Here is a 2,639-nt window from a genome sequence, read left to right as displayed (position 1 = left end):
GGCCTGTACTACCTGCTGATGCACTGCGTTCTCACCGTTCGCGGCGGCCTCGCCGTCCGCGGCAGCCTCGCCGACGAGGTGGCGCTGCGCCTCCCGTCCGTGCTGGCCGCCGCGTGCACCGCCGGGCTCGTCGCCGCCATCGGCTGCCGCCTGGCCCGCCCACGAGTCGGCCTGTGGGCCGGACTGCTGTACGCGGTCACGCCGCTGACCAGCCACTACGCGCAGGAGGGCCGCTCGTACGCGCTGGTCGCGGCCGGCGCGGCGCTCGCCACCTGGCTGCTGGTGCGCGCCGCCGGGCGGCCCGGCGGCCGGTGGGCCGGGTACGGCGCGGTGTGCGCCGTGACGTTCTGCCTGCACGAGTTCGCGGTGCTGCTCCTCGCCGCGCACGCCGCGACCCTGCTGCTGTGCCGCGCGCCCGCGCGGACGTGGCGCGGCTGGGGCCGGGCGGTGGCCGCCGCGGTGGCGGTGCTCGTGCCGCTCGCCCTCCTCTCGCGGCGGCAGAGCGGGCAGATCTCCTGGATAAGGACGCCGCACCTCGCCGACGCGGGGGCGCTGCTGCGCGAGTTCGCCGGTCCGAGCTCGCTCGTGCTGGCGGTGAACCTGCTGCTCATGGCTGTCGCCGTCGTCGCCGTCGTACGGGCCCGGCCCGGCCGCCTCGACCTGACCGCCGTGGCCCTGCCCCTCGCGCTCGTACCGCCCGCCCTGCTCTTCGCCGCCGCCCAGTGGCGGCCGGTCTTCCTCGACCGCTACCTCCTCTACGCCCTCGCCGGACTGCCGCTGCTCGCGGCGGCGGGAGCGGAGCGCCTGGCGGGGCGGCTCCCATGGCGTCGGGCGGTGACGGCGGTCGGCGTGGCCGCCATCGCCGCCTCCTTGTGCTGGCAGTTGCCGATCCAGCAGCGCGAGCGCCTGCCCACGAGCCGGGCGGACGACCTCGCGGCGGTCGCCGCCGCGTTCGCGCGCGTCGCGAAGCCGGGCGACACGGCGCTCTTCTTCCCGTCGTACGAGCGCAGGGTCGCCCTCGCCTACCCGCGCGCCTTCACCGGCGTACACGACGCGACCCTGCTGCGCTCCGGCGCCGCCACCGGCACCCTCTACGGCACCGACGCCGACGCGGCCCAACTCCGCAACCGGCTGACCGGGCTCGACCGCGTGTGGGTGGTCTCGGCCCCCGGCGCCGGCGACGGCGGCGACGGAACCCGCGCCGCCGTGCTCGACAGCCTCTTCGTCCGGAAGTCGGTGGTGTACGTGCGGGGCGGGGCGGTGGCGCTGTACGTGCGGCGCTGACGCCCGTAGAGGCGCGGGTGTCCTTCACGGGACGGCCCACAGCAGCCCGTCCACCGCCCGTGTCGTCGCCCCGCCGTCGTCCAGGGGGCAGTACGCGGCGCGGAAACGCGCGTACGCGCGCGCGTAGCGGTCGGCGACTCCCTCTATGTCGCGCAGCGCGTCGACGAGTTCGTCCGTGTTCGAGAGCTGCGGGCCGGGGGCCTCGGCGGCGAAGTCGACGGTGAAGCCGCGGACGGTGTCGCGGTAGCGGGCCAGATCGGGGGTGAGATAGAGGAGGGGGCGGCCGGTGTTGGCGAAGTCGACGGCGAGCGAGGAGTAGTCGGTGACCAGGACGTCCGCGGCCAGCAGGACGGCGGCGGCGTCGGGGTGGGCCGAGACGTCGCGCAGGAACGGGCCGCGGCGGGCCGGTACCTGGTCGGCGACCAGGGGATGGCTGCGGACGAGCAGGACGTGGTCGCCGCCGAGCGCGGCCTCGGCGCGGGCCACGTCCAGGGGGAGATGCAGACGGTAGTGGTCGGCGTCGTAGGCGCGTTCGTCGTGCTGCGTCGGCGCGTACAGGACGACGCGCTTGCCGCGCGGGATGCCCAGCCGGCGGCGCAGCGCGGCGGCGCGTTCGGCGCGGTCGGCGGCGAAGAACGCGTCGGTGCGCGGGAGCCCCGTCTCGGCGATCGGGCCCTGGAAGCCGAGGGCCCGCCGGAAGACGCGGGTGCTGTGCGGGTTGGCCGACAGCAGGGCTGACCACTGCGCCTGCGGGTCCGGCGCGGGTCCGGACGGCGCGAGTTCGGCGCAGAGCGTCCCGGCGAGGTCCGTGCCGATACGTTTGAGCGGGGTGCCGTGCCAGGTCTGGAGGACGTACTGGCCCTCCCGGCGGCGGAACCACGGCGGCAGGTGGGTATTGGTGACGATCCGCCGGCTGCGGGCGAGCGCCTCATACCACTCGGCGCTGCCGAGGACCAGGGCGCGGGCCGTGGGCGGCACCTCGAACTGCCGGTCGCGCACCACCCACAGATGCTCGACGTCCGTGCCGCGCCGCACCAACTCCTCGTGGACCGCGCGCGGGGAGTCGGAGTACCGGCGGCCCCCGAAGCTGTCGTAGAGCACCGTGTCGCGCAGCGGGAGGGCGGCGCGCGCCGGGTAGGTCCGCTCCCGCAGCAGCCGCTGCCGGTACGGGCCGCGGTCCGCGAGCGGTACGGCGGACCCGGCCTCCAGGAAGACCCGGTCGTGGAAGCGGCGGTCGACGGTGACGGTTTTGCCGCCGACGGTACGGGCCTCCGGGAGCCCCGCGAACAGCCCCGGCGCGAGCCGTACGGGCATCCCCTCGCCCGCGTCCCGTACGCCCCCCGTACCCCCAGCGC

At 76.3% G+C, this 2,639-nt stretch carries 2 protein-coding genes; one reads left to right on the top strand and one right to left on the bottom strand.

Annotated features, from left to right (window positions below; genetic code table 11):
- On the top strand, positions 1-1,284 hold a 1,284-nt coding region (locus ACFU99_RS40305), incomplete at its 5' end, for a glycosyltransferase family 39 protein (RefSeq protein WP_384402740.1).
- A gap of 24 nt (positions 1,285-1,308) precedes the next feature.
- Here ACFU99_RS40305 and ACFU99_RS40300 read toward each other — a convergent pair.
- Positions 1,309-2,639: CDP-glycerol glycerophosphotransferase family protein (locus tag ACFU99_RS40300; RefSeq protein WP_384402737.1), on the bottom strand; the 1,331-nt coding region annotated here is incomplete at its 5' end.

The sequence above is a fragment of the Streptomyces sp. NPDC057654 genome, from assembly GCF_042800135.1.
Lineage (GTDB): Bacteria > Actinomycetota > Actinomycetes > Streptomycetales > Streptomycetaceae > Streptomyces.
The sequence above is the reverse complement of the archived record's forward strand: the minus strand, read 5'-3'. Positions and strand labels throughout refer to the sequence as shown.